The 26973-nt window shown below is 46.6% G+C and carries 21 protein-coding genes; 12 read left to right on the top strand and 9 right to left on the bottom strand.

Annotated features, from left to right (window positions below; genetic code table 11):
- Positions 1–70 precede the first annotated feature (70 nt).
- Positions 71–1243, bottom strand: a complete 1173-nt coding sequence (locus tag QZW82_RS14070; RefSeq protein WP_293149112.1) for a DUF4335 domain-containing protein — start codon at positions 1241–1243, stop codon at positions 71–73.
- A 437-nt stretch (positions 1244–1680) separates the two neighbouring features.
- On the bottom strand, positions 1681–2286 hold the full coding sequence (locus tag QZW82_RS14065) for a DUF3038 domain-containing protein (protein WP_293149110.1): 606 nt from the start codon (positions 2284–2286) through the stop codon (positions 1681–1683).
- Between the two features lie 259 nt (positions 2287–2545).
- Here QZW82_RS14065 and fraC point away from each other — a divergent pair, with 259 nt between their 5' ends.
- Positions 2546–3067 carry a filament integrity protein FraC gene (gene fraC / locus QZW82_RS14060; protein ID WP_293149108.1) on the top strand — a complete coding sequence of 174 codons (522 nt, stop codon included), beginning with the start codon at positions 2546–2548 and terminating at the stop codon, positions 3065–3067.
- A 127-nt stretch (positions 3068–3194) separates the two neighbouring features.
- Here fraC and QZW82_RS14055 read toward each other — a convergent pair whose 3' ends face one another.
- Together QZW82_RS14055 and QZW82_RS14050 are read right to left on the bottom strand one after the other, a co-directional pair.
- Positions 3195–3704 (bottom strand): hypothetical protein, encoded by a 510-nt coding sequence (locus tag QZW82_RS14055; protein WP_293149106.1) that lies wholly within the window; start codon positions 3702–3704, stop codon positions 3195–3197.
- A 220-nt stretch (positions 3705–3924) separates the two neighbouring features.
- The gene (locus QZW82_RS14050; RefSeq protein ID WP_293149104.1) at positions 3925–6276 is read right to left on the bottom strand and encodes a cation:proton antiporter; all 2352 of its coding nucleotides are present in this window, start codon (positions 6274–6276) and stop codon (positions 3925–3927) included.
- A gap of 521 nt (positions 6277–6797) precedes the next feature.
- On the opposite strand from QZW82_RS14050, the gene rpsB reads away from it, so the two are divergent.
- From rpsB to recG, 4 genes are all read left to right on the top strand, one after another.
- Entirely contained in the window at positions 6798–7625 is an 828-nt protein-coding gene (gene rpsB, locus QZW82_RS14045) for a 30S ribosomal protein S2 (RefSeq protein ID WP_293149102.1), read from the top strand.
- Positions 7626–7959: 334 nt separating this feature from the next.
- On the top strand, positions 7960–8622 hold the full coding sequence (gene tsf, locus QZW82_RS14040) for a translation elongation factor Ts (RefSeq protein WP_293149100.1): 663 nt from the start codon (positions 7960–7962) through the stop codon (positions 8620–8622).
- Between the two features lie 917 nt (positions 8623–9539).
- Positions 9540–10505 (top strand): hypothetical protein, encoded by a 966-nt coding sequence (locus tag QZW82_RS14035; RefSeq protein ID WP_293149097.1) that lies wholly within the window; start codon positions 9540–9542, stop codon positions 10503–10505.
- Between the two features lie 289 nt (positions 10506–10794).
- Positions 10795–13281 (top strand): ATP-dependent DNA helicase RecG, encoded by a 2487-nt coding sequence (recG, locus tag QZW82_RS14030; RefSeq protein WP_293149095.1) that lies wholly within the window; start codon positions 10795–10797, stop codon positions 13279–13281.
- 212 nt (positions 13282–13493) lie between these two features.
- On the opposite strand, the gene QZW82_RS14025 is transcribed toward recG, so the two are convergent.
- On the bottom strand, positions 13494–13631 hold the full coding sequence (locus tag QZW82_RS14025; RefSeq protein ID WP_293149093.1) for a hypothetical protein: 138 nt from the start codon (positions 13629–13631) through the stop codon (positions 13494–13496).
- Positions 13632–14142: 511 nt separating this feature from the next.
- Between QZW82_RS14025 and fusA the strand changes: the two genes are divergently transcribed.
- Positions 14143–16227, top strand: coding sequence for an elongation factor G (fusA, locus tag QZW82_RS14020; RefSeq protein ID WP_293149091.1), 2085 nt, complete (start codon positions 14143–14145; stop codon positions 16225–16227).
- Positions 16228–16397: 170 nt separating this feature from the next.
- Positions 16398–16511, top strand: coding sequence for a MarR family transcriptional regulator (locus QZW82_RS32260; RefSeq protein ID WP_366665021.1), 114 nt, complete (start codon positions 16398–16400; stop codon positions 16509–16511).
- Here the strand turns inward: QZW82_RS32260 and QZW82_RS14015 are convergent.
- Both QZW82_RS14015 and QZW82_RS14010 read right to left on the bottom strand, forming a co-directional pair.
- Positions 16495–20673 carry a hypothetical protein gene (locus QZW82_RS14015; RefSeq protein ID WP_293149089.1) on the bottom strand — a complete coding sequence of 1393 codons (4179 nt, stop codon included), beginning with the start codon at positions 20671–20673 and terminating at the stop codon, positions 16495–16497. The two genes, QZW82_RS32260 and QZW82_RS14015, sit on opposite strands and share 17 nt — an antisense overlap.
- Positions 20674–20903: 230 nt before the next feature.
- Positions 20904–21086, bottom strand: coding sequence for a DUF2281 domain-containing protein (locus tag QZW82_RS14010; protein WP_293149087.1), 183 nt, complete (start codon positions 21084–21086; stop codon positions 20904–20906).
- Positions 21087–21236: 150 nt separating this feature from the next.
- Between QZW82_RS14010 and QZW82_RS14005 the strand changes: the two genes are divergently transcribed.
- The 3 genes from QZW82_RS14005 to QZW82_RS13995 all read left to right on the top strand — a co-directional run bounded on the left by QZW82_RS14005 (position 21237) and on the right by QZW82_RS13995 (position 22086).
- Positions 21237–21494: an antitoxin gene (locus QZW82_RS14005; protein WP_293149085.1), complete on the top strand. Its 258-nt coding sequence runs from the start codon at positions 21237–21239 to the stop codon at positions 21492–21494.
- The gene (locus QZW82_RS14000) at positions 21494–21817 is read left to right on the top strand and encodes a type II toxin-antitoxin system RelE/ParE family toxin (protein ID WP_293149083.1); all 324 of its coding nucleotides are present in this window, start codon (positions 21494–21496) and stop codon (positions 21815–21817) included. The genes QZW82_RS14005 and QZW82_RS14000 overlap by 1 nt, the downstream gene beginning before the upstream one ends.
- A 116-nt stretch (positions 21818–21933) precedes the next feature.
- Positions 21934–22086 (top strand): hypothetical protein, encoded by a 153-nt coding sequence (locus QZW82_RS13995; protein WP_293149081.1) that lies wholly within the window; start codon positions 21934–21936, stop codon positions 22084–22086.
- Between the two features lie 198 nt (positions 22087–22284).
- Here the strand turns inward: QZW82_RS13995 and murF are convergent, their stop codons facing one another.
- On the bottom strand, positions 22285–23667 hold the full coding sequence (gene murF / locus QZW82_RS13990) for a UDP-N-acetylmuramoyl-tripeptide--D-alanyl-D-alanine ligase (protein ID WP_293149079.1): 1383 nt from the start codon (positions 23665–23667) through the stop codon (positions 22285–22287).
- Between the two features lie 650 nt (positions 23668–24317).
- Here murF and QZW82_RS13985 point away from each other — a divergent pair.
- Both QZW82_RS13985 and QZW82_RS13980 read left to right on the top strand, forming a co-directional pair.
- Complete coding sequence (locus tag QZW82_RS13985) at positions 24318–25595, top strand: hypothetical protein (RefSeq protein ID WP_293149077.1); 1278 nt, start codon at positions 24318–24320, stop codon at positions 25593–25595.
- 350 nt (positions 25596–25945) lie between these two features.
- Complete coding sequence (locus QZW82_RS13980; protein ID WP_293149075.1) at positions 25946–26278, top strand: RNA-binding protein; 333 nt, start codon at positions 25946–25948, stop codon at positions 26276–26278.
- Between the two features lie 253 nt (positions 26279–26531).
- Here the strand turns inward: QZW82_RS13980 and clpS are convergent, their stop codons facing one another.
- A complete protein-coding gene (clpS, locus tag QZW82_RS13975; protein WP_193976163.1) occupies positions 26532–26813 on the bottom strand; it encodes an ATP-dependent Clp protease adapter ClpS in 282 nt (93 codons plus the stop codon).
- Positions 26814–26973: the final 160 nt, after the last annotated feature.

The raw sequence follows: 26973 nt of genomic DNA, 5'->3' as shown, positions 1-26973 counted from the left end.
CCTTCACAGCAGGTTTGTAGTGAGGACTTCAGTCCTTCTTTATGCCGACTAAAGTCCTCACTACGAACCTTTACCAAGGGGTGACAGCCGCAGTACCGCCCGGTGCAATAACTACTCGGAAATCAGCCAGCGGTTCCGCAGGCGGCCTAGTACCAACCGGTTTGTAAAGCAACTCGGACAACGGCGCTTCGGATCGATCGACTGCTGCGGAATTTTCCGACTTGTAACCGACAATCGCCCCATCTTTAGCCACACTTACCCGATAAACCAACTCCGCAGCAACAGCAGGCTGATTCTTCAAAACTCCGTCAATTTGCTGGGAAAGTTTGCCCTTCAACAGATCGATTTCTGCCGGATCGGTAATCGCCACGACTGCCGCCCCAGGGCTTGCCAAACCTTCAGCAACAGGAGTGGGCGTGCTTTCCGGTGAAATGTTCGACTGCGGCGTGGCCAAGGGTGAAGTGTCCGACTGCGGCGAAGTGCTCGGAGTTGGTGAACTCGATTCAACAACTTTTGGAGTTTTATCCCCAAGCAAACCGTCAGCCGCCGGCGTGGGATTGGGATTCGGCGAACCCGAACCACCGGAATTCGGCGTGCCCAGATTTTGGCCTGCTGGATTCGGCTGCGGCACTGGATCTCTCGGGCGCTGGACTTCCGGCACTGGTACCAAGAAAAACGCCATCGCAGCCATTGCCAAACTCGACACCCCCACCACCGCAGGCAAACTGCGCTTCGCCAAAGGTTCGGCAGACTTGATATAACGCTTGGAAATTGGAGTTAATTGCAGCGACAATTCCGGCAGCGTCTGGGTGTCGGCAAAAAATTGATCGATCGCCTCTACCAAATCAAATAGCTGTACCGTCGTCAAATCTACCTGTGCCGACACTTCTGGTTTTCGATCGATTTGGGTGGCGCTGCCAGCTTCGGCGGGTAGAACGGTCAAACGGTGGGAATTCCCGTCAATTCTGTGCAACTGTACCATACCCAAATTCGGGCCGTAGCGATCGGGATAATGCACTCCGCTCATAAATTCTTGAGCGTAGCTGCTAACATTCCTCACCAAGCTTTCAAAAAACTCCCGTCCTCCGCTGAGGGGCTCGCCGAGGCCTGTCACATAGCATTCAACGCTCATCAATATCGAAAGCACCGGCCGCATTTCTAGCTGGCTGGATGCCGAGCCATCGCTCAACCCTTCTAGAACCAGGGTGCAATTTGGCAGACTGTACTGACGCCTAATAGTCATAAAATAGCTGGGTAAGTGGGAAACTCAGAGACTTTAGTCCTGAGAGGGAAACTCCAAGAGCGGTTTCAACCGCCTTGAATCTTTCTTTATCCATTACCGCCTTGGAGTTGCTCGACTTGGTGTACTTTTGTAATGTACTTTCAGCAGGACAGTTACCGCCTCAAACCTTGCAACCCTGTACGCATAATGTTTGCTCTTTTGGAGCCTCCCTTACGGGGTAATGTTCGCCTCGACCTGGTTATAAAGGCTTGTTAGACCTGCAACACTGTTTCAGTGACCTTAAAACTGTTTAATTGCAGATGACAGAGCCCAAAACTGGCGTCGCATTCTCCGGTGTCGTGACCGGTGGGGGACGTCTCCTTTTTCAAGGGGTCTGGTCAGAACAGCTTGCAATTTCTTACAAGCGAGCGTGGCTTGAGCCTCAGAGTTCCTGACGTTTATTCAATTTCTCCATCAAACAGGCTAACCCAGAAGCGCTGCATTCCGGCTGTGCCTGTACAAAATAGCAGTTTGCTCAACAAGTTCAAAGCTAGTTCGTTGAGCTTGTCGTCAGAATTATAAGCTGCCACCACCGATCGCTTGGGGTTCATGCGCGATCGAAAATGAGCTCGAAAACGTTCTAAATACTCGGCAAGCTGCAAATTCTGACTGAGGGGAAGATTTTTCGATCGCAACTGCTGCGAATCTAGCAGCAACTGCCGAATTGTCGCAGTTAACTTGCGCGCCATATTACAGGCGATAGCCACCAGCGCCTTTGCCTCCACAACTGTCAGGGAGCGGCGTTGGGCATAGCGTCTCAGCGGATTAGTATTTCGCATCTGCCAAAAGGCAACGCGATTTTTGACAATTGACTCCAATTCCAGCTCCTTTGACACTGCCAGCATTTCTTCCGCACCTCCGAGATACAAGGCCTCGATCGCCAGCAACATCAAGTCAATTTGCAATCTAGTCCGGCGGGGACACCCACCCTCGTTCGGCGACAAATCTGGCAAACTGTCTAAAATCAACGGGTTTGACTCGGTAAGCGAAGTTTCTGACGGCATTAAGATCACGGCAACATCCATTTCAACACAATATACGGACAGGGGGGGTCTTGGCCCAGGTAATTTTTGAACCGGAGACTCCTCTGGGATATTTTATTTTTATCGCTCAGTTCTATATTCTGACTTCACTTTAGCACCATTGGCGGCTAGTGGCTTAAGTGTCACCATCTGGCGATCGCTCTTCAAAGAGGGGCTGGGGCATACAGCCGTTTTCTAGCGTGTCAGGTACGATCGGGAAGCAGACATAGGAGCAAAACTAATGATTGCAACTGTTTTCCCGTTTCGGACTGTGTTGGTACAAATTCTAGCCATGTTTTTGGCGATCGCGATCGAATCATGGTTCTTGCAAAAACTACTGAAACTCGGCCCCAAAACCAGCGTTGAATATGCAGCCATCCTCAATCTCTCTTGCACTTGTATCGGTTGGCTAGTCTTCTTCGGCCTTGAAAGCGTGCTTTCAAAAGATTTACGGGAACGGCTAATCGATTATATATTATTAGGAGGCGAGCGAGATTTTTACTTCATAATAACTGGCATCGCCCTCTCGATACTGCTAGTCACTTTTCTCGCAAAATGGCAAGCATTAGAACTGTTAGAAAACACCCTATACGGGAAGAAGAAAACTGCTGTTCCTACTGAATTCAAACGCTCATTCACCCTCACCCGCCGTCCTCCGAAAAGAAGTTTTAAAGTCACCACCCAATTTGGAGCAATTTTCATCTCTCACACTGTTAGTAATTGCCTGATTCTAACCGTGTTATTTTTCCAAAGCATCGATTGATTTTAGATTTCAGATTTACTCCACAGATAAATCTGGATCTTCAACTTCGATCTCAACTTTTGGGTTGGAGCCCGATCTTTCCGGGGCTTCTACCAGTTTTCTGACGGTGCGATTGAAATCAACACCTTTAATGTGGTTGCTTCTGCTGAGGCTTCGCCACCGCTTCTTTTTGAGCCGTAAAATTAGTAGCCGCCGCCCGCTCCGTCAGACTTATTTTTCCGTTGATGCTGTCTTTTTCGACAATTCCTCGCAGTTTAACATAGCTCTTTTGACCGATCGCTCCGGAGTCGCTGCAACCGACTAAATTAGGAACTGCACCCTCTAAGCTCAATCCTTGATTTTCCCACTTGCCTGCTAAAGAAGGTTTCTCCTCGGCTGTGTTTGCGCGATCGCCCTCGCTATTACCCGATCGCAAATTACCACTCAAATAAACACCCGATTGCTCGATTGTCAAGGTCAAAGTATCAGATTTCAGACATTCCGGCAAACTTTTAGGATCGAAGCGATAACTTCCGGCAATTGCCGGAGCCGCCTTTAAATTTGTTTCGCCGTAAGCAGTTACCACTTTAAACAGCAGCGAAACCGAGCCGATCGCAATTCCGTAAAATGCCAGCGATTTAAGGCTTAAATGATTCATAATCTTGGGAATTGGGAATTGGGAATTGGGAATTGGGAATTGGGAATTGGGAATTGGGAATTGGGAATTAGTAGCACCTCACAAATAACAAATAACAAATAACAAATAACAAATAACAACTGTCAACTGTCAACTGTCAACTGTCAACTGTCAACTGTCAACTGTCAACTGTCAACTGTCAACTGTCAACTGTCAACTGTCAACTGTCAACTGTCAACTGTCAACTGTCAACAAGTACCGAAGCCAAGTGCGATCGCACTTTCACGTAACAGCGCGCAATCAGCAGCGAAGAATGACACTGCACCGCCAATTCATCAGTATACCGTCCCAGAGTTTGGCGTTCAATTCCCCACTCCCGACTCGTACCCGCGATCGTCAAATCAGCATTAGCAGAAGCCGCCACCACCGCTTGAATAGGTTCAGCAGCCTCCACAATCGGAGTTTCAATGCGCGATCGCACTTCTACCGGCAACCGATCCATAACTCGCTGAAACTCATAACTCAGCTCATTTCCCTCTGCCCCGTCAACCGCCACCCGCAGCACAGTCAAACGACGTTCCTCGCTATTAACCAACAGTCTCAGCGCCAATTCCAACCCTAAATCATCGTGAATATTTGCCGCATAAGGCACTAACAAATTATTCAACCGTTCCCTACCTCTGTCAACAAAAATTGCTACATCCACAGTAGCGTTGCTGAGAATTTGGCCGACACGCCCTCCCAAACGGTTGCTGCTAAAAGTCGGCCTGTGCCATCCTACCAAAATCAAATCCGCGCGATCGAGTTCCGCAATTTGCGCCGTTTCCCGCGCCACATCTTTAGTAACCCGAATGATTGGGTGCACGAATTTTTTCGCATCCGGCAATTCCAAACTGTCTATCAATTCTGATAATTTCGAGCGGCGTTCCTGAATAATGCGATCGGCTTCTACGGGCGTACTTTCAAAACCATAATTTTCATTTAATTCGATCAAACTCAGAGGATGAACCGCCGCCGACTGCAAATCGCTACCGCCTGTATCCGCAGCAGGCTGCGCCAGGGCGATCGCTAATTTGAGCAAACCTTTCTGAGTAGTAGGATTAGCAACAGGTACTAAAATTCGATAAGTTGGCAGCAATTTTTCAGCAGTTTTTCCCGATTCCTCAGCACTTTGTGAATCTTCTAATTCTGAGTCATCCGGGCTAACTTCTGAGATATCTAACCGAATCAGCCTTTTCGGATAAGTCCACTCCAACAGCGGCGAAGTCATAAAAGTTGTCACCAAAGCCATGATGACTAACATCGTAAATAGCAGTGGCGAAATCACCCCCAGAGAAAGACCGATATTCAGCACAATCAGTTCAGTTAAACCGCGAGTATTCATCATCCAGCCCAGCGCCGAAGCTTCCCGGTTACTAATGCCGCAGACTCGGGCAGCAACGTAAGTCCCGAAATATTTACCAACAATTGCTACTCCCAAAACTGCCGCGCACAGCAGCCACAATTCGGGACTGTTGAGCAGGCCGATTTGAGTCCGCAAACCGCTGTAAGCAAAAAATATTGGCAGCAGAAATATCAGGACAAAATCTTCGGTTTTCTCAGCTAATTCTCTGGTAAGTCCGGCATTCTTGGGCATAGCAGCACCCAGCAAAAAAGCACCGAAAATTAAGTGAATGCCGATCCATTCAGTAATTAAAGCCGATGCTACAACTCCCATATAAATGCCAGATAGCACTAATTGAGATAACTTGCCGGTGCGGTTGTAGTGCTTGGAAAGCCGTTGCAAGAACCAGCGGACTACAGTCAGCATGAAACCGATGTAGACTATAGATTCAAAAATTGTCGGTAAAGCCCCAACCATCGAGTTAGTGCGCGTAACTGCGATCGCCACCGCCAACAAACACCACGCCGTCACATCGTCTACCGCAGCGCAAGTCAGAGCTAGCGTCCCCAATTTGGTATTCTGCAAGTTGTGCTCTGTAATAATTCTGGCCAGCACCGGAAAGGCAGTAATTGACATCGCAGCGCCCAAAAACATCGCAAATGCTGTAAACGAAACGCTATTATTTGAAACTATCGGGTACAACAGCAGTGCTAGGAAGCTTCCCAGGGAAAACGGCACTAAAATGCTGACGTGTGATGTTAAAATTGCTACATCTAAATTGTTTTTTAGATACTTAGGATTGAGTTCTAAACCAATCAAGAACATGAAAAATATTAGCCCTACCTCAGATAACACGTTGAGGAAAGGAACGGCCTCCGCTGGAAAAAGTGCTGCTCCTAAATCTGGTGCAACCAAACCGAGGAGAGAAGGCCCGAGCATAATTCCTGCTACAATTTCTCCAATAACTTGAGGTTGTTTGATCGCTCGAAATGCTAAGCCGACAAGCCGAGAAAGTGCGATGACAATTAGAACTTCAAGCAGGACGAGAATGGGGATGGGCATGGCATTTTTAGCTTTAGGTTTTTTGCGGATCGAGAGGGCACGGTATTCAGTTGATAGTTGACAGTTGACAGTTGACAGTTGTAGGGGCGGTGCCGCGCCGTGCTCGCCCTCTTGACAGTTGACAGTTGACAGCTTACTCGCTTGCAAGCGAGAAGGGATGAGGGAGATCTCTAGCTGGAAGTCCGAGGATTGGAGTGAGGATTGGAGTAATGAATAGTCTTTTTTTAATTTATCCCTAGAAGTGTTGCAGCTTTAAACTAATTTTTTCTGCTCAAGCCGGCAGAATTGCCGATCGAACAAAATGGATAAAAGCTCGATCGAACGAAAGAAGGCACAAGACACGCAGCTTCTACGCCATTCTCTCACAAGCTAACAAAGGCTTTTGCAACCTCCCACCTGGATTTTGGATTTTTTAGAGTTTTTTAAGCACCGCGACGCGATCGACCTCTATCCTCCGCGTCCCCACCCCCAACCGAACCCGCCCATACAACCCTACGGATAACCCAACCCTACGGATCTAAAACAGTCAGAAAAAGTGGTGCTTCTCGTGATAGACTAGAAAAGTTGTTTAAATTCGCACATCCGGGTTTTCGGGTGTTTCGAGGGCGCAAACCCTCAGAAATACGACCGGGTGGAGGATTAACCCGAATACAGGAGTTAAAAATACAATGCCAGTAGTTAGTTTGGCTCAAATGTTAGAGTCAGGGGTTCACTTCGGACACCAAACCCGCCGGTGGAACCCGAAAATGTCTCCCTACATTTTCACAGAGCGCAACGGGGTTCACATCATCGACCTCGTGCAAACCGCTCAGCTTATGGAAGACGCCTACGAGTACATGAGAGTGGCCTCGGAAAAAGGTAAAAAGTTTTTGTTCGTCGGTACAAAGCGCCAAGCTGCCGGGATTGTAGCCCAAGAAGCTCAACGCTGCGGTGCTTACTACGTCAACCAGCGCTGGCTGGGAGGAATGCTCACCAACTGGACAACGATTAAGTCCCGCGTCGAGCGCCTCAAGGATTTGGAGCGCCGCGAGGAAATCGGCGCCCTAGATATGTTGCCGAAAAAAGAAGCTTCCGTGCTGCGCCGAGAAATGGCAAAACTCCAGAAGTATCTGGGCGGAATCAAAACTATGCGTAAGATTCCCGACGGAGTTGTCCTAGTAGACCAACGCCGCGAGTATAATGCTGTGTTGGAATGCCAAAAGCTGGGAATTCCCATCGTCTCTCTGTTGGATACCAACTGCGACCCGGATTTGGTTGACATTGCGATTCCAGCAAACGACGATGCTATTCGATCGATCAAACTGATTGTCGGCAAGTTGGCTGATGCCATCTACGAAGGTCGTCACGGTCAACAAGGCGGCGACGCTGACGAAGACTACGACTACGAAGGTGGTTACGAAGGCGCGGAATATGATGGCGAAATCGAAGAATTGGATGACCCCAATTATGTAGATCCCGACGACGCCGACGCTGACGGCGAAGAAACCGAAAGCTAATATTGCGATCGGCATCTGACATCAAGCAATTAAAAATTAAAGATTGAAAATTAAAAATTAAAAATCATAATTTTTAGTTGGACATTTTTAATTTTTAATTGTAAATGGCATTAGTCTCGGTCATTAGTAGATTTCTGACAAAAGCATTCCGCAGTGTGAACACCAAAATTAATTAGGGTTGTACACCTACCAAATCCGCCAGAAGGCTGACTTGCTATTTCTTAACTCTTGTCTAATCATTAACATTATGACTAATGACTAATGACTAACGACTAATGACTAATGACTAATGACTAACGACTAATAACTAATTTTGATTGGGAACTTAAAGAAGATGGCGGACATATCTGCAAAACTTGTTAAAGAACTGCGCGACAAAACCGGCGCGGGGATGATGGACTGCAAAAAAGCCCTCACCGCAAACGATGGCAATATCGAAACATCAATTGAGTGGCTGCGGAAAAAAGGTCTGGCTGGTGCCGACAAAAAAGCAGGACGGGTTGCCTCAGAAGGACTTGTAGGCAGCTACATTCACACGGGCGGCCGCGTGGGAGTGCTGGTGGAAGTTAACTGCGAAACAGATTTTGTGGCACGGCGCGAAGAATTCCAAAGTTTAGTACGCAATATTGCAATGCAAATTGCAGCTTGCCCGAATGTGGAATACGTGAAAGTTGAAGATATCCCCGCTGAAATTGTCGATCGAGAAAAGGCAATTGAAATGGGAAAAGATGACTTGGGCAACAAGCCGGACAATATCAAAGAAAAGATTGTTCAAGGGCGGATTGACAAGCGGATGAAAGAGTTGTGTTTGATGGATCAGCCTTTTATTAGAGATCAAAATATCTCGGTGGAAGAGTTGGTCAAACAAACGATCGCCCAAATTGGCGAAAATGTCCAAGTCCGCCGCTTCGTGCGTTTTGTGTTGGGCGAAGGCATCGAGAAAGTAGAAGCTAACTTTGCCGATGAAGTGGCAGCCCAAATGGGTGCTGCTCAATAATCGAAAATTTAGATTGAAAAATAAAAATTAAAAATGTGAAAAGCTATTTTTTTGCATTTTTAATTTTTAGTTTTTACACGACTACAGAAATAGGTACGTAGTTGCGCTTGGGCGCTCTTGGTACGTAGTTGCGCTTGGGCGCTCTTGGTACGTAGTTGCGCTTGGGCGCTCTTGGTACGTAGTTGCGCTTTAGCGCTCTTGGTACGTAGTTGCGCTTTAGCGCTCTTTATAATATTCCGAAAGAGGGCGTTGCTCATCGGGGTTTGAAAATGGGTAACTTGAAAATTCAGAAGATTAACTTAGTTGTTTCATTTTTTCACATTGAGTCGTTTGTACCGTAAATTAGCGCCGGAGCGCTGAAGCGCAACTACGTACCCAAGAGTCGATATTTTATGACTATCCGGGGGATGTGAGGGGAATCGAGTTTTCACATTGAGTCGTTTGTACCGTAAATTAGCGCCGGAGCGCTGAAGCGCAACTACGTACCCAAGAGTCGATATTTTATGACTATCCGGGGGATGTGAGGGGAATCGAGTTTTCACATTGAGTCGTTTGTACCGTAAATTAGCGCCGGAGCGCTGAAGCGCAACTACGTACCCAAGAGTCGATATTTTATGACTATCCGGGGGATGTGAGGGGAATCGAGTTTTCACATTGAGTCGTTTGTACCGTAAATTAGCGCCGGAGCGCTGAAGCGCAACTACGTACCCAAGAGTCGATATTTTACGACTATCCGGGGGATGTGAGGGGAATCGAGACTCGGCTGGAAACCGAAAGATAAAAAAGATAAAAAGGTTTGAGGCGATTGTTGAAACCAATAGCCGATTTCTAACCAGAGTTAACTCGACAATCAGACAATTTATGGCAGAAATCGGGTTGTTTTGCCGATCGTCCTATTTGAATTTTATAGGGGATATATGGTGGGATCCAGAGAGCGCATAGAGCAAGATTTGGCAGGACTCGAAGAGGCTTTAGCAGCCTTGAATCTAGAGTTTCGCAGTACCTACGATGGTTATTTAACTGCCTTGGGACAAGCGGTGCGACAGCAGTTGATTTTGGCTTGCTATCACCTTTGCACTCAAGCGGTTCCGGAGTCGTTTCTCAAGTTGTCCTTCGACGGGCGGCAAAAAATGCAGCAGTCTGTAAGGCGTTTGGCTGCGGCGTCTCAAGAAAAATTGCGATCGCTCACGACTGAATCAGAAGCAGAGGAAGAGGAAGAGGAAGAAATAGATGAAGAAATAGATGAAGAAATAGATGAAGAAATAGATGAAGAAATAGATGAAGAAATAGATGAAGACGAGTTTGGCGAGGAAGAAATCGAGGAAAACGAATTCGTCGAGGAAGAAATAGAGAGAAACAACGAATTTTCCGCTATTAACTATCAATTTCCAGCAACAAACAATCAATTACCAATTGCCAATTCCCCGCAAAGTTTGGCGCGCTGGCAAAATAGTATTGAAAAGTCGATCGCCCAGACTCTCAAGCTGCTGTCTCGCGACACCAACCGCTTGCTCCAACAGTCGGAAATCTTGCCCAGTCAATTACCAGAACAGGTTCTAGAAGCTGCTTCTGCTGCTGAATTGTCCGCCGACAGCGTGGCGGGGCCGCCTAACCTATTAAGCTTAATCATTGAAACAGATAGTTCACCAGCACCGCCAAACTTGGGAAAAAGACCCGGTAGTAATGCTTTGCACATTACAGCAATTAAACTGCGGTTGTCGGAAATAGAGTTTGCCGATCCGGGAACATCGGCTTGGCGCCAGCAAATTCGCAACCTCTCTGCAAAGTTGAATTCCCTCGGCCGCGATTACCAGAAAAAGCAGCGGGAAATGGCGGTAGTAGAGGCTGAGTCGGCTTGGCGGTCGAGTTGGTTTGAAGATTAGTCAGTTAATAGTTGACAGTTGACAGTTGACAGTTGTCAGTTGTCAGTTGTCAGTTGACAGTTGTCAGTTGACAGTTGACAGTTGACAGTTGTCAGTTGTCAGTTGTCAGTTGACAGTTGTCAGTTGTCTGGATTTTTTGAGCTATGATTAATAACTAATGACTGATGACTGCTGACTAATGACAGTTTAAAGTTGACTTTGACAGTTGACTGTTAACCGTTAACTACTGACTAATGACAACTGACAACTGACAACTGACTAATGACTAATGACTAATAACTAATGACTGATGACTAATAACCAACCAGAATGGCAGCGATTGCAAAAAGCTCTTTCCGTAGAAGCCGATCGCGGATTTAACGACATCCAAGGCAGTCAATACCGCTTCAGCGAGTTTCTCGGCCTGAGTTTGAGACAGTTGGCTGGCGCTGTCACTGGTTCTTCGCGCGATCGCGCCAGAGAACTTGCTGTGGAATTTGACATCTACCCTCAGAAAGATCTCGAAGGGCGCCAGCATTCGATCGCCATTACAGTCAGTTTCCTCAGACAAATGGAGCAAGTTTGGGAAGAACAAACGACACAAGTTCGACTAGAAAACGCTGCCGATTCAAGCACGCCAGCGGTGAACGTTCCCCGAACCGCACCTCTGAATACAACACCTCCACCGCCTAGCTTGACTTTAGATCAACCGTTAACGCGCGTGACAGGCATCGGCCCCGCCAACGGCAACCGCTTGCTAAAACTCGGTTTAGACACCGTATACGACTTGCTTTATTATTATCCCCGCAACCACATCGACTATGCAAAGCAAGTACGAATTCGCGAGTTAGTAGCAGGGGAAACAGTCACTTTAATCGCTGAAGTCAAGCGCTGCAATTGCTTTTCTAGCCCGAAGAATAAGAAATTAACGATATTAGAAGTAATTTTAAAAGACAGTACCGGAGAAATTAAAATCAGTCGCTTTTTTGCCGGGCCTCGCTATAGCAATCGCGGCTGGCAAGAATTCAAAAAGCGCGAGTATTGTACTGGTGCGGTGCTGGCTGCTTCGGGGTTGGTGAAGCAGGGTAAATACGGCATTACTTTAGAAAATCCTGAGTTGGAAGTATTAGATGATTCCGGCGGTGCGATCGAATCCATGAAAGTCGGCCGCCTGATTCCTGTTTATCCGCTGACGGAAGGGGTCGATGCAGGTTCGGTGAGGCGATCGATCTTAGCAGCAATTCCGGCCGCGAAACTGTTGCCAGAATCGCTACCGGAGGATTTGCGCGAGCGTTACGGCTTAATGGGTTTAGCCGATGCGGTGGCAAATATTCACTTTCCGCTCGATCGCGATTGCTTGTCCGCCGCCCGCCGCCGCTTAGTTTTCGACGAATTTTTCTACCTGCAACTAGGACTCTTAAAGCGCCGTCAAACCCAAAGAAAAGCTCAAGCTAGCGCAGTCATCCTTCCTAGCGGGAAATTGATCGAACATTTCTATGAAATCTTGCCTTTTGCGATGACGAATGCTCAGAAAAGAGTAATTAACGACATCCTCAACGATTTAGCTTCGCCGCAACCGATGAACAGGTTAGTGCAAGGCGATGTCGGCGCGGGCAAAACAGTCGTCGCCGTAGTCGCAATGCTAGCAGCAATTCAATCCGGCTATCAAGCCGCTTTAATGGCGCCGACAGAAGTTTTAGCAGAACAGCATTACCGCAAATTGGTAGGTTGGTTTAATTTGATGCACTTGTCTGTCGAACTGTTAACTGGTTCGACAAAAGTAGCTAAGCGCCGAGAAATTCACAGCCAGTTAGAAACCGGAGAATTGCCAGTTTTAGTGGGAACTCACGCGCTGATTCAAGATACGGTGAATTTCCATAAATTGGGTTTGGCTGTAATTGACGAACAGCACAGATTCGGCGTGCAGCAGCGCGCTAAATTGCAGCAAAAAGGCGAATCTCCCCACGTTTTGACAATGACAGCAACTCCGATTCCCCGGACGCTGGCGCTGACTCTGCACGGCGATTTAGACGTGAGTCAAATTGATGAACTCCCCCCCGGTCGGCAGGCCATTCAAACGACCGTCCTATCGGCAAAAGAACGCCTCCAAGCTTACGATTTGATTCGGCGGGAGGTGGCGAGCGGGCGTCAGGTTTATGTGGTTCTGCCTCTGGTGGAGGAGTCGGAAAAGCTGGATGTGCGATCGGCAATTGAGGAAAAAGAGAAACTCGAAAAAAGTATATTTCCTGAGTTTAAGGTAGGCTTGCTCCACGGTAGGATGAGCAGTGCGGACAAAGATGACGCAATTACTAAGTTTCGGGATAAGGAAACTGATATTTTAGTATCTACAACTGTCGTGGAAGTGGGAGTAGACGTACCAAATGCAACGGTAATGCTGATTGAAAATTGCGAGCGTTTTGGACTCTCGCAGTTGCACCAGTTGCGGGGTCGAGTCGGCCGGGGCAGCAGCCGTTCTTATTGTTTGTTAATGCCCGGTTCTAAGGCTGCGGAAGCTATGCAGAGAATGAAGGTTTTAGAACAATCTCAAGATGGCTTTTTTATTGCGGAAATGGATATGAGATTGCGCGGGCCCGGTCAGGTTTTGGGAACTCGGCAGTCGGGTTTGCCGGATTTTGCTTTGGCGAGTTTGGTGGAGGATCAGGAGGTTTTGGAGTTGGCGAGGGCGGCCGCTCAAATGGTAATTGAGAATGATGAAAGTTTGAATCAGTGGCCGGTGGTTCGGGATGAATTGGATCGCAGATATCGGCGGATGATGAGCGGGTCGATTTTGACTTAGATAGTTTCGGACGCAGCTTAATTAAATATCAGGTGCCGATTTGCGATAAAGCTTGCTCTATAAGCATTATTCCTTCTTCCTTTCACTGACAACAAAGTATTTTCTTAAAAAAAAACTGGTTTCTGGGCTTCATGTCTAAGTCCTATTTGTTCAATGAGTGCCTCAACCCAACCTATTTTGTGAGAGAATTTTTGCCTCCGTCTGGGTTATTTTTATGATTGTAAGGATTCCCGCACCGATCGAACTAAAAATCCTTCGCAGGAATGACGGGGAAGTGTCAAAATTAAGGTAGTGCTGCCAGAAACAGGAAAAAGCAAATCCAACCTGTACTCGCCGGCCCCAGGCAACATTGATTCCTCGCTTGTCACGCTTGCAGGTGGGTGGCCGACGGGTGGCCGACGGTTCCTCGCATTTAATCTCAACAGTAATTGTCAGTAACTCAGGGCTTTAGCTACTGAGCTTGTAAGAGAATCTCTCGCAAGCTGTACTGACCAGACCGCTCGAAAGAGCAGCCGTTATTTGGGTCACGACACCGGAGAATGCGAAGCTAGTTTTCCGCTCTGTCGCTTTCAATTAAACAGTTCTAAAGTCACTGGAACAGTGTTGCAAGCCTAACAAGCCCAGATAACCAGGTCGAAGCTAACATTACCCCGCAAGGGAGGCTCATAAAGGAGCAAACATTATACGATCGCGGATTGCGAGGTTTGAGGTGGTAATTGTCCCATCGAAAGTACATCACAAAAGTACACCGAATTAAGCAATCCTCGTGTAATGGAAAGATTCACTCTTGATTGAAATCCCCGAGCCGTTTCCCACGAGCGGGCTAAAGCCACGCTCGTTTCCCACTTCCCGAATTTTTTTATGAAAGATCTCACTCGTTATCGAAATATCGGCATCTTCGCCCACGTAGATGCTGGCAAGACCACCACAACTGAAAGAATCCTGAAACTGACGGGTAAAATCCACAAAATCGGTGAAGTACACGAAGGCGCGGCGACGACTGACTTCATGGAACAGGAGCAAGAGCGCGGGATTACCATTCAATCCGCTGCTACTACCTGCTTCTGGAACGAGCATCAGCTCAACATCATTGATACTCCCGGACACGTCGATTTTACGATCGAGGTTTACCGCTCTCTGAAGGTTCTCGATGGCGGTATCGGTGTGTTCTGCGGTTCCGGTGGAGTTGAACCGCAATCGGAAACTAACTGGCGCTACGCTAACGATTCTAAAGTTGCTCGTATCGTCTATATCAATAAGCTCGATCGCACGGGCGCAGATTTTTACCGAGTTGTCAACCAAGTCGATAAAGTTCTCGCAGCTAAACCAATGGTAATGGTTTTGCCGATCGGCATTGAAGACAAATTTTGCGGCATGGTCGATTTGCTCACCCGCAAAGCATGGATCTGGGATGATTCGGGCGATCCGATGGGCTACACAATTCAGGATGTTCCGGCCGATATGGTCGATGATGTCGAGAAATACCGCGAACAGTTGATCGAACTGGCTGTCGAGCAGGATGATAACCTGATGGAACAGTACCTCGAAGGCAACGAGCCGAGTATCGAAGATTTGAAACGGTGCATCCGCAAAGGCACCCGCGACATGGCATTTTTCCCCACCTACTGCGGCTCGTCGTTTAAGAATAAGGGCGTCCAGTTGGTACTCGATGCAGTCGTTGACTACCTCCCGAACCCGATGGAAGTTACGCCTCAGCCTGAGGTGGATCTCGAAGGCGAGGAAACAGGCAATTTCGCGATCGTCGATCCAGAAAGACCCCTGCGCGCCCTAGCATTTAAGATTATGGACGATCGCTTCGGAGCTTTAACCTTCACGCGCTTGTACTCCGGTAGGATATCGAAAGGCGACACCGTACTCAACACCGCCACAGGTAAAACCGAGCGCATCAGCCGTTTGGTAGAAATGCACGCCAACTCCCGCGAAGAAATTGACTCAGCTCAAGCAGGCGATATTATTGCGATCGTAGGTATGAAAAACGTCCGCACCGGACACACCATCTGCGACCCCAAAAATCCCGCAACCCTGGAGCCAATGGTGTTCCCAGAACCAGTCATCTCCATTTCGGTCAAACCGAAACTCAAAGGAGGCGAAGAAAAAATGGGCGCCGCACTGACCAAGATGGTACAAGAAGACCCATCTTTCCACATGGTGACAGACGAAGAAAGTGGCGAAACCATCCTCAAGGGCATGGGCGAACTGCACCTCGACATCAAAGTGGACATTCTGCGACGCACCCACGGCGTCGAGGTAGAAGTTGGCGAACCCCAAGTAGCCTACCGCGAGTCAATCACCAAGCGCCTCGAAGACAACTACACCCACAAGAAACAATCTGGTGGTTCGGGTCAATTTGCGAAAATTGGCTATATCGTCGAGCCTGGTGAAGTCGGAAGTGGCTTCGTGTTCGAGTCAAAAGTAACCGGCGGTAGCGTCCCCAGAGAGTATTGGCCAGCCGTGCAAAAAGGCTTCCAAAGCTGCATCGATGTGGGCGTCTTGGCTGGATTCCCCTGCTTGGACTTGAAATTCACCCTGCTGGATGGAGGTTTCCACCCAGTTGACTCTTCAGCAATGGCTTTTGAAATTGCAGCCAAAGCCGCCTACCGCCAATCTGTACCCAAGGCTGGGCCTCAGTTGCTCGAACCGATCATGAATGTCGATGTGTTCACCCCAGACGATCACATGGGCGATGTCATCGGCGACCTCAACCGCCGCCGGGGGATGATGAAATCTCAAGAAACAAACCAAACAGGAGCGCGGATCAAGGCTGATGTGCCGTTGAGCGAAATGTTTGGCTACATTGGCGATTTGCGTACCATGACTTCTGGGCGCGGCCAGTTTTCCATGTCTTTCTCGCACTATGCTCCTTGTCCGAGCAATATCGCTGAGGAAGTGATCAAGGATGCGAAAGAGCGTCAAGCTGCTAAGTAGTGTTTTGACTCGGACGAATCGATTTGTCCGAGTCAATTACCAATCTTAAAAACTAGAAAAATCTAGTTTTTAACCTACATTCCGAACTTCTTAACATAGTCAGAAGTGCGGAATGTAGGCTCAAAGAAGCGCCAGAGTATCGCGTGCGCTTGGGCGACTTGGCCTAGAAAGTGTTGTTGAGTCGCAGCAATCTGACCCATCTGGTCGATCGTCTGGAAAAAGCCGGACTGCTGTATCGAGAACGCTGTCCGCGCGATCGGCACGGCTTTAGAGTTTTATGGTGATTTTATCTGATAGACCTTGAATATTCAGTTCAAGCATTGGAGAAGCATCACCGTAGAAGACTTCACAGGTGTAACCACTTTCAGGAACCTTGAAAAATAATCTGTTGCTGCCCGATACTTCCACATCTTCAACTTTACCTTTAATGGTGCATTTCCCAGAATCCAAAGTTACTTGCAATATCTTGGATGTATCATCAGTAATAGTTAGCTGCTTAATCGTCTTGATTCTCATCAATTTAAGACGACCTATGTCACGCTGTTCGACGCCATTGCCTAAATTTTTCCAATCAGCTTCTCTCTTGACTTCCGTGTTTGATGGCTCTGCTAGTGGAACAGTAAGCTCTGGAAGGTCAGAGACTGATTTTCGATCTATGCTCCATTTATGAGCATTCTCATCAAGTTCGTCCTGTCTTTGCTTCAATTTGCCACCATCTGTGCTTCCCTCGTAGTCTACCTGCTTTTTCTTAGTGGCAATCCAACGCTCTCGTGCAAAATTTCGTAGCTTAGAGTTGGAATCATCAACAAATTGCTCATAAAATTCTAAGCATGGCACAAACTCACCAATTCTCTCCATTGCAGCACCAACTTCTTGTACAGTTATATGCTTCTGCCAATCGGAAAAACCTCGAACTGAAGTTATAAAGTTCTGATAACGTTGGCGTTCTGATCGAGCAGTATCTGGTGTAAGATCTGAGTAAGCAATTCCACGGACGACATCAAACTTCAAACTTTTTGCTTCATTGGGATGAGGATGCTTAGCTATTGCTTCTATGGCTTTGCTCCACAATTTTCGCTGAATTAAGTAATCAACTAGCTCTTGATGTCCATTCTGGTTTTGAAGGGCTGGTACAACATAGTCTAACCATTGAGATTTATCGGGTTTTCCTTTTCTTTCCCACTCCTGAATAATCCGCAGATCTTCTCCTTCTTTTTGGAGGTATTGTAAGCCTTGGGGAAAACCTTCGACTTCAGCTTTAGCTAAGTTATACTTGCGCTTTTGGGGAACTTCACACTGATCCCAGCAGCGCACAGCACCTTTATAATCTTTGGCTTGGTAGAAAGAACTTCCCGCCACTTCTATTGTTTTGTTATAACCAGCTTGTTGCAAGTCTTGTAATAGATTTCCAAATCGTTGCCATTGATCGCAGGTGAGACTCTGTTCGTTCATCAACTTTATATCAATTTGGATGGCATATTCCTCGATCGCTGCTTGCCAGGGTTTGCTCGAACGGCAGTTTTTCAGTGAGTTGTTCTCATTACGCTTTTCAAGGAACTCGGTGAATTTATTGAGAACATCGAAAGATTTCGGATCTACCTCAATCATGAATTCCACTAAAGAACGGTCTACTGGTTTCTGATTGGGGTTTTCTTCACACCATCGCTTCAGTTCTTGCCAACAAGCTCCATCCCAGAAACATTCCCAAGCCTCTACCTTCTTACTTAGCTTCAAGAAAAGTTTACCAGCCTCACTAAACTGATTATCGAATTTGAGCGCCGAAGCTTCGCAGATTTCAACTTCTTTTGTATCTCCTAACACATAGTAATACGCTTTTGCATTTCTGAGTAACTCTGGGTTTTCCTCTGCCAACCCTTGCTTCTTCATCTGCTTGGCTTGGAGTTCTCGGTTGTCCTGATCCAGCACTTCTAGACTTTGCCCTATGCTGATAGTTCCGAGTAACTCTGTCCAATCGTGGCGTTTACCAGCTTCCAACTGCTCAAGAAATCCATCGATCCGATCGTCACTAGCCTGCTGCCACAGCAATTCATCTCCTTCTTTTGAGTCAATGACAACCAAATCAGACATCGCTCGGCTAGCCGCAACGTAAAGCTTGTTAAAGTAGTATTCTAACTCTACTGAATCTATTTGACTATTAGCGTCAAAGTTCCATACAAAGTTCGCATTGTATTCTTCTTGAGCCAACTCATGCCCAAATTTGTATAGGATGACCAGCGGGAACTCCAGACCCTTTGCTTTGATGGCACTGTATACGTTCTCTGGCGTTTTTCCCTCCTTGGCTTGTGGAAATAATTCCAAAAGAACTTCATCACTTTTGATATAGTCAATTTCCCCGCCAGCTTCACAGGGTAGAATGAAAATCGGCTTATTGTCGATATGGTTTTTTAAATCGTCTAACGAGAGATTCTGACCAAAAATAAACTTTTGCGGTTTAGAAAAACTGTCTTTTCTGTCCCACGGAGTTTGTGGCTTAATGTCAGGTAGGCCGAAACGAACACAGCGCCACAATTGGATTAAATTGGTCACTTTAACGATAGATGAGCTAGAGCGATAATTAACTTGTAGCTCCTTAAAATTCATCTTTATATTAAGTTTACTTGCTGGATCGAGCCTCATTACAACTTCGTTGTAAAACAATGCCCCGACGCTATCCCAACGAAATCCAGTAGGGTTTAAGGTTTGAAAAGGATCGCCAGCAAAGGTAAAGGGTAGGACAGAAACATAGTTAAATCCAAAATCATATTTAGAAAAAACAGAAAGCTTGACGATGAGTTGCAGTTCTAGTCTCGTAAAATCTTGAGATTCATCGCAAAAAATTGCCGTGTATTCAGAAGAGAAACGTTTCCCTTCTAGGACTATTCTAATTAAGTCTTGATCGTCCCAGTAGCCCTTATCTTCAATTAGCCTTTCATACCATTTCCAAACCGTTTTATAAATTCCTTTGAATGTCTCTTCTGGAATCTTGCGTTGTTCCTCGCGCGGTAATTCTTTATAATCGTCTTCGTTTATATATCCATCAAGAGAGTAGCCTTTAATCAAAGTTCTAATGATGTACCAGCATCGCCCTGCTGAGTAGCGTTTATTTCTTGCTTCTGGGAGTTTAGAATCATTATAAAGCTGTCGAAACTGGTTATAAGAAATGTATTTTTCTGGCTTAAATCGGTCGTATTCTGTAGGTGGTAAAAAATTTAATAAAAATTTCTGGAAGGGTTGAAAAAATCGTTCTACATCTGGTGTTTCTGCTTCTGGCTTTTCTCTATCTAATAAAAATTTATGATGAGATTTTAAAAGGCTTTGCACTGAATCTTTAGCTACCTTGAGCAGGCTCTCGCTGTAAGTTAGAAAAAGAGGGTGTGGCTTTTGATAAAAATCATATTCTCCTGCTTGACAAGAGTTCCAGTGGCGATCGCAGTAATCAGCAAAAAGGTGGAATAACATTGTAGATTTGCCACTCCCAGCTCGTCCATTGATAAACATCGGTAGGGAGGGTTTTTGTGGAGTTGAAATAGATTCTAAAATTTGTTCTTCTTCCACTGAGAGAGCTAGATTTGATTCGTCATCTTTTTCAATAGCTAGCCAACTTGCAAAATCTAATAGTAGGTATGCTGGATAAGAACGTCGGGCTAGACGAGCTAACTCATCCATACTATATTTAGCCGGAAGATTATTAACATTTTCACCAAAGTCGGAAAGACCGATCTCCTCTACTACTTCTCTTATAAGGTCATCCAATGGTCTTTCAAGAAAAGGAGCAAGCAAAAATAAAATTTTTCTAGAGGACGTATCTTCAGTAGCAATAGTTTCGATCCTACTAAACAAAATCGATAACCCTTCCGTGTCGCTATATAACTTTACACGAGAGCAACTTGTGCTTTCATCTTCCACATCATTTTGACTAATAATGTCGAGAATAATATTTTTGAAAGTTTCCCGTCGGTCTTTGATTCTCTCTTGTCCGCACTTTTTCAACCATTGTTCGCTTTCGTAAATCACCAAGTCTTTAGAGTCTTTACTCCAGCTAGGTAGCTCTAGCCAGACTAACAGATCGTTTGGAAGAGGCTCGCGTTTTTTTTGCTGTTGACAAACCGATTCTTTTTGTTCATTTAGCCATTCCTTAATCTCATCATCATTCAGTAATGACTCTAACTTGTCTTGACCAAATTTTTGACGTTTATTTTTGTCTGTAAATTCTTCATACTCTTGACTTTTTCGCTCCAGAATATTTAGTAAGCAGAGAATCTTCTCATTATCGACCTCTTCGATCTTTGCTAATAACCTGTATTTCCCTATTCTTCGCTTCCAGTAAGGATAAATTGGATCGAAGAGATCTAACACTTCGGAGTTATCATAAAGTTCAGTGATTTTAGGTTGGATATAATACTTTTCAGCGTTATCCTGGCACTGCTGTGTAATATAGATATACATAAGCTTTGGGAAAGTTTTTTGGTAAGTATTCAGGTAGTAGCTGACAAAAGACCTATACGGGGAATCAAAGACAACTCGTAAGTTCCGCACAGCTAGTAGATATCTCCGAAAGACTACCTTAAACCCTTGCCCTGTCTGGCTGAGAGCGAATTTTCGGAGATATCTAGTAACTATATCACATTTGCAGTATGATACCAAAGTATGTGCAGAGGGTTTTCCTAGTTGCGCGATTACCTTGGGATTACCCTGCAACACCAGAGAAATACGATCTGTGTCGAAAATCCACGAACAACATAAGCATCCAACACTTCGTTGCGGCTGACTAAAACTAAGAATTCTATATAGTGCAGCACTTCCTGTTTCAGAGAATCTGGCAACTTGACTAGGCTTTCTAGGATGGTGGTTTCTAGCATTAGATAACCTCTCGATCCATAAACTTAGGATAACAATTGCCAGTTAAGCTGCTCGATCGCATTGGGGACACCAGGAAGAGTCTAAAAATCACAATTGTAATTTTTTACATTTTAGGATATCTTAGAAAGGTACTCCGTCAATGTGGCGTTATGAGCAGGATAACGATCGAGGTAACAGACGAACAGCACCAGCAAATTAAGGCAATGGCGGCTGTGCTGGGCAAATCTATTAAAGAGTTTGTACTCGAAAGGCTGTTTCCTTCTAGCGATCGAGAGGAAGAACAGGCTTGGCAGGAACTCAAAGAACTGCTGAGGGAGCGCATAGTGGCAGCCGAACGCGGCGAAGTATCGGCTAAGACATTCAGCCAGGTTTTGGAAGAGAAGCTGGCGGCGATGGGAAAAGTGTAATGCCATCCTACAAACTCACCTCCTACGCAGAAGAGGATTTAGCAAATATTATCGAGTACACCGTTAACAAGTACGGCATAGCCCAGGCGCGAGATTATGTTGCTGCGCTGGAAGCCTGTGCTGAAAACCTTGCGGATAGCCAGGGCTTCTATCGGGAGCTGAAAAACATTCATCCCCGTTTGCGCGTCACCCGATGTCAGCACCATTATATTTTTGGCATCATGAGATCGGGAAGCCCGATGGTGGTTGTTGCTATTTATCACGAGCGGATGGATGTGTTGCAACGCCTGAGAACGCGGTTGAAAAACCCACAAGAAGGATAACTGCGATCGCCCTTTAAAGAAAATCGAATTTCACTACAATAAATCCCGATCGCCTGGAAAAAGCCGGACTGCTGTATCGAGAACGATGTCCGAGCGATCGGCGTGGCACCTATGCCGTGCTGACTGAGGCAGGATTGGCAATGCAACAGCAAATGTGGACGGTTTACGCTGAGGGAATTGCAGAATATTTTGCCTGTCACCTGGACGATCAAGAACTTCAGGTGATGCAGCGAGTGTTAGAGCGAATGCTTGCTACAGCGAGTCAGTAAGGGCGGGAGAGGCGATCGTCTTCACTTGGCGAACCAGAATGATGCCAGTCTCGGTGGCAGAACTCTGGTTCGCCAAAAGTCTCTTTAATATCAAATCCGCTCTTCATCGGAATGATATAAACATAGGTTCGTAGTGAGGACTTTAGTCCTCTCTCGTCGGATGCGGACTGAAGTCCTCACTACGAACCAAATTGCTAGTTATTGACTTGCAAAATCGGCGCGGAACTTCTGGACAACTCGATTTAATTCCACGGAATGAGAAGCCTTAAATAAAATACGATCGCCCTTTTCGACAAATCCCAACAACCGCTTTGCTAAAACTTCTCGCCCATCGGGCGCCGTAATATCTCCTATCTCCACAAAAGGCACGCCCGCCGCACCCGCCGCCATCGCCGCCGCTTCCTCAAAATCCGCAAACACAAACAAAGCATCGAGGTTTAAATCCCGCGCCGCCTTTCCCACTTGTCGGTGAAATTCGATCGCCCTTTCGCCCAATTCCTTCATCGTGCCCAACACCGCAATCCGGCGCTTTCCCGGAGTATCCGCTAACAATCTAAGTGCCGCCAGCATCGACTCCAAGCCAGCATTGTAAGTCTCATCCAGAATCACAACATCCTGCGGCAAATCGTAGCGGCGCGCCCGTCCATCCGGTAACTGCACGGACAAACCTTGCTGTAAAACTTCCCACTTAATCCGTAAAACTTTTGCTACCGCCAAAGCCGCCAAATAATTTACAGCATTGTGCCTTCCAGCCAAGGGCAGTGGCAATTCCACACCTTCTACAAGCATTGTATCATTATTCAGCAATTCCCCGCACAAATCGCCGCCTTCTAATCCGTAACTTAAAGTTTTTCCCTGCCAAACTTGCGCCGCAGTTGCCATTAATCTGTCAGAATCGTGATTGAGAATAGCAATACTTTCAGCAGGCATTTCCGCTAACAGTTCGCACTTAGCTTGGGTGATCGCATCTTCGGAACCCAATCGCCCGATATGCGCCGTTCCTACATTAGTAATTACCGCAATATTCGGACGCGCAATTTGCGACAGCAGCGCAATTTCTCCTAGCCCGCGCATTCCCATTTCAATTACAGCATAATTGTGTGAGGGCGAAAGCTCTAACAGAGTTTTCGGGACTCCAATTTCATTGTTGTAGTTATATTGAGTTTTCAGAACATTTCCGCTGGTTGATAAAACCGCCGCAATTAATTCTTTGGCAGTAGTTTTACCTACTGAACCAGTAACAGCAATTATCGGTATACTGAATCGATCGCGCCACCAACGGGCGATCGCCTGGTAAGCTTTTAAAGTATCGTCAACGCGCAACAGCGGAAAATTGGGAACTTCTGCTTGGTAAGTGCGATCGACTACCGCAGCAATCGCTCCCAAATCTCGGGCTTTTGTAACAAACTGATGCCCGTCAAAATTTTCTCCCCGCAGCGCCAAAAATACCTCGCCCCCCTCAATGGTGCGCGTATCTGTAGCAATACCTGTCCCTACAACTGTCAGAACGTCCTCAGACACAGCAGGCAAAGGTACAGTTAAAATTTCAGCAAGTTGGGCGATACTTACGCGACAGACCATATTACCAGCACTCACATTTCAAATCATTATTTTCACAGCTAATCCTACCTCGCCCCACCTCACATTTAACTGACACCAGTTCAAAAAAGAATGCAACTGCTTGGCCCGCAATCTAAACTCTGGGAGTCCTCAGTAATTCCCATCGCCAATCGCCAATCGCCAATCGCAAATGGTATAACAGGGGGCTGCCGACTAGGATTGACCTTGACACTCTTCAACAGTTGACAGTTGACAGTTGACAGTTGACCATGGGAGAGCGACCTCTACTTAAAAGTCCGAGGATTGGAGTAATGAATCGTATGATTTTAATTTCTCCCGGGTTTCCGGATTTCAACCAATTCTTTCGGGTAATAATAAATCCTCTGCCCATCATAAATTATCTAGAACACACCCACAATCTTTACCAATAATTTACAAAGTTTGTGGTGATTTTAGGCCTTGCTAATTGCAAACAATTCATGTCATGCTGGTGTTGACAAATAGTTTAACTAAGTAAAAAAGATCGATCGGCTTCATCTACTGACCGCTTCTACCCGCAAGTCTCGGGAGGCCAGAAGCTCGGTTGACTCAATTTAGGTGCTTCATCTGCCAATTCATATTTGCCAATGGCGCTTGAAGCTCCTGCCCAATACTTGGAGGGTTAATCCACAGTGAACGACTATAACAGACAGAGCCAGGAAGAAGAACAGCTACTTTACAACCACTGGCTGGAGTTGGTAAAAGTAGAGCAGCCGATCGAACTAATCGACCGTTTTCGCACTTTGTTTATCTACGGTAACGGATATCGCGATCGCGCCATCGCTGAAGCACTCGAAAAAATAGCAGCCTCACCCTACGCCGAACAAGAATTCAAATACATCCTCAACCGTTGCTGCCACATCCTGATCAACCGCTGGCAAACATACCCCGGCAAGCAAGCAGCTATCCCGGAATTGATCGCTCTGTTTGAAGAAGCCCCCAAAATATTATCTCGATATAGTCGATCGCGCCCTACTCACTCCATCCCCCAATTAGTCAATCAATTTACCGAAAGCGAACAATACCTCACCCTCAAACGCTTAGCCCAAGTCATCACCCACAGCAATGAAGACAGCAACGGCAAAACTCCCGCCACCCTAGCCCTCGGAACCTTAATTCCCCGATACCCTTACCTCTACAAACACTGCCTCCTCAGCGACGACAGCAGCTACGAACAGCAAAAAATTATTCAAAAAATCCAAGCTCAAAACCAGCAGCAATTTGAAATCGACCTCTCACAATACGTGGCTCACCAAGTGAGAAAAGCCCAAGCAGCCCGCCGGCATACCTCAATCTCCTTCGGCAGAAGTATACAGACTATAAAAAACCCGACGCTGTTGAGCGACCCAGAGCTGTTCTTTGCCCTCAGGCAATTTGTCGGAAAAGTCGAAGGAGCCGATACCTACCGACAGCTAGCGGGCCGCTTCATGGCGAACACCAGCACAAGTGTGTCCTACAAATCCTTTAAAGACGACTTATACGAATACCTAATTTCTTCCGTCACCGACGATGGCTACGGCAAACGTCAATTTAACGATAAACTGTATAAGCAACTACAAAATACCTTTCCCCACAACGATGCTCAGAAGTTCAGCGAATTTTTAACGATCAGAACTTGCAGCCAGTTATTGAACTTTTTAGTAGTAGAGAGTCCTGCGCGGCCCAACCACTTTGTCTTCATCGACCTGATCTCAAACCTCGGGCCCACCCAAACCACAGGTTTGCTACTGAAAATCGTGCTAATTTGTAGCAAAGTCAAGCCCTATTTAGAAAAGCGGTTGGCAATTTTGTTCGGTCACTACGAATTTTGTACCCGAGAAGGCGTGGTGTGGTTAGTCAAAGCCCTGGAAAACCTGAATCTAGCTTTGAGTACCAATTTTGGGAACCTAGACGTATCTTTCCTGCGGTAGTCGGCCTGTCCCACAACTTTCTGAGGTTCGATTTTGAGATCGAATTGTCGCCTTTCGAGCTTTCATCTGAGGTACGACTGAGCAGAAGCCTTCGTAGGAATAGATCTCCGTGGCTTGCCCAGGGCCTAGGGCATACCTCACCGCGATTGAAAACCGGTATATAACGACTTAATTAAGTGGCCAAAGCTACTCAAAAGACGCCATTCTGTGTTAAAATCCCAAGTGTATCAGATTCGGTTGCAGGCTTTGTTCATTGCTACAGAATTGTTTAAAAACTTGCCCTTCTGTATCGGCAGGGGACTCTCCGAAACTGAAATCTTTGCACTGTCTAATTTTTGGAGTTATTCCTCATGTCGATATACGTCGGTAACTTATCCTACCAAGTTACCCAAGAAGACATCACCACCGTCTTCGCCGAATACGGAACCGTTAAGCGAGTACATCTACCTACCGACAGAGAAACCAGTCGCCCGCGCGGTTTTGGTTTTGTAGAAATGTCAACAGATGCCGAAGAAGATGCAGCGATTGCTGCTCTCGACGGAGCAGAGTGGATGGGTCGCGATCTCAAAGTTAACAAAGCTAAGCCCCGTGAAGATGAAGGCGGCCGGGGCGGCGGCAACCGGGGCGGCGGCCCAGGCAAATTTGGTCGCGGCGGTGGCGGCGGCGGCGGCGGACGTTATTAATTTCCTAATTAATTTCCGACGATCGAGATTTGAGATGGGAGATCTGAAATTGGGGATCGAGGCCACCTAGCTTTGAACCACCGTCCGAATAATTTCCGGCCCGGTTGCTCCCAACCTTTACTCTTCCAGTCTCGCGATCGACCGCATTAAATATGCCAAAAAGCCAAGGTTAGTCCCTTGGCTTTTTGGTACGAGGCTATTCAAGATGAGTTAAAAACTCGGTGGGTCAAGACTTTCAGGTGCCTCTAGTTTTCTAATCATCAGGTTCGATGCTGCTGCTCAATCCGTGATTGTTGAGCGTTTCAGCATAAAACTCAGCGTGTTCGAGAGCGCAAACAATCACCAGTCCCAGCCCGTTGGTGTGGGCTTCCATCATCACATTCACAGCCTGTGGCTGAGTCAGACTGGGTACAGTCGCCATCAAAGTCTGCACCACGTATTCCATTGGATTGAAATCGTCATTGTGCAGCAGCACGCGGTAGCGCGGCGCAAGCTTGCGGACTGTAGAAGGCTTTTGAATAATTTCGACAGACACTAATCTATACCTCCTTACTTGTAGGATGGTGAACTACCGTTCGTGTTAAACTGAACAAATCTTCATTTGTTCACTCTTGACACTTAATAAAGGTGTTACCTTTAAAGGTGCAACGGCTGCACTCGCTATCCCTTCTACTGTATAGGCATTAGGGAATACT

Source organism: Microcoleus sp. bin48.metabat.b7b8b9.023, from assembly GCF_013299185.1.
In the GTDB taxonomy this organism is placed as follows: Bacteria; Cyanobacteriota; Cyanobacteriia; order Cyanobacteriales; family Microcoleaceae; genus Microcoleus.
This window is presented reverse-complemented; position numbering and strand designations above follow the sequence as displayed.